The organism is Aerococcus sp. L_32 (assembly GCF_050689315.1).
In genome coordinates this window covers 1-1,652 of the sequence record NZ_JBOEQF010000416.1, presented here as the reverse complement: position 1 = coordinate 1,652, position 1,652 = coordinate 1, and the positions used below count along the sequence as shown (strand labels likewise).

The following is a 1,652-nucleotide window of genomic DNA, read 5'->3' as shown; positions in this document are numbered from 1 at the left end:
TCAGCAATCATTTCAGCTGCAAATGCACCTGATTCAGCAACTGTCGCCTTGTTAATACCACGTTCGTTACGCATAGATGATTCAGAATGCAAGCCGTTACGACGAGCAGTTTTACGAATGTGGATCGGTTCAAAGTTGGCTGCTTCAATCAATACATTTGTTGTATTTTCATCAATTTCAGTATCTAAACCACCCATTACACCAGCAAGCGCAATCGGTTTTTCACCGTCAGTAATGACGATATCTGAATCTAGTAAGGGACGGTCCACTTCATCAAGCGTGACGATTCGTTCGCCCTCTTTAGCTAGACGCGTCTCGATTACCTTATGGTCTAATTTATCATAGTCAAAGGCATGTAATGGTTGGCCATTTGCTAGTAAAACGTAGTTCGTAATGTCCACTACGTTATTAATTGGACGGATGCCAGCAGCCATTAATCGTAATTGTAGCCATAATGGTGAAGGTTCAACAGTGACATTTTTCACCAAGAAAGCATTGTACTCAGGCACTAATTCAGTGTCTGAAACCTTTAAGTTAATTGCACCTGCTAAGTCATTACCCTCAAATTTGGTTAAATCTGTGTAGTCAAAGTTTGGTTGACGGTTGTATACAGCCGCTAATTCCCAAGCTACACCACGCATAGAGAAGGCATCTGCACGGTTTGGTGTAATATCTAATTCAATGATTGGGTCATCTAATTTTAGGTATTCTACAATATCCATACCAGCTGGTGCTTCTTCAGGTAAGACCATAATGCCGTCAGCGTATTCTTTAGGAACGACACTGTTTGAGAAACCAATTTCTTCAAGTGAACAAATCATCCCTTGAGAAACAACACCACGCATTTTACCTTTTTTAATTTTCACATTACCAGCAATACGAGAGTTTGGTAATGCAACGATCACCTTTTGACCTGCAGCCACATTTGGCGCTCCACAGACAATCTGGAAAGGCTCATCTTCGCCGACTTCGACAGTCGTAATTGACAGGTGGTCAGAATCTGGATGTGGTTCGCAAGTTAATACGTGACCCACAACGATTTTCTTCAAGCCAGTACCTAAGGCATTCACGCCATCAACCTCAATACCAGTACGTGACATACGTTCCCCAATATCTTGCGGATTCAAGTCAGCAAGATCGATAAATTCATTTAACCAATTATATGATACTTTCATTAATTGCTACCCCTCTTCCGTAAATTGTTTTAAAAATCGTAAATCATTTTGGTAGAAATGACGAATATCATCAATACCATATTTCAACATGGCTACACGGTCTGGTCCTAAACCAAAGGCAAAACCTGTATATTCGGTAGAACTAATCCCAGCCATCTCAAGGACTGAAGGATGCACCATACCACCACCAAGAATTTCAATCCAACCAGATTGTTTACAGATGTTACAGCCAGCGCCACCACATTTGAAACAAGTAACGTCAATTTCAACAGATGGCTCAGTGAATGGGAAATAAGACGGACGTAAACGTACTTCAGTTTCTTCCCCAAACATATGACGGGCAAATAATTCTAAGGTACCTTTTAAGTCAGCAAGTGACACATTACGGTCAACAACCAAACCTTCAATTTGATGGAATTGGTGTGAATGCGTCGCGTCATCATCATCACGGCGGTAAACTTTACCCGGTGAGATCAT

General features: G+C 41.2%; 1 protein-coding gene and 1 pseudogene. Both read right to left on the bottom strand.

Annotated elements, in window-relative coordinates:
- Window positions 1-1,175: phenylalanine--tRNA ligase subunit beta (pheT, locus tag ACRCJ0_RS13535; protein WP_431390757.1), on the bottom strand; the 1,175-nt coding region annotated here is incomplete at its 3' end.
- A 6-nt stretch (window positions 1,176-1,181) separates the two neighbouring features.
- Window positions 1,182-1,652 (bottom strand): annotated as a pseudogene (pheS, locus tag ACRCJ0_RS13530) (phenylalanine--tRNA ligase subunit alpha); the annotation flags it as partial.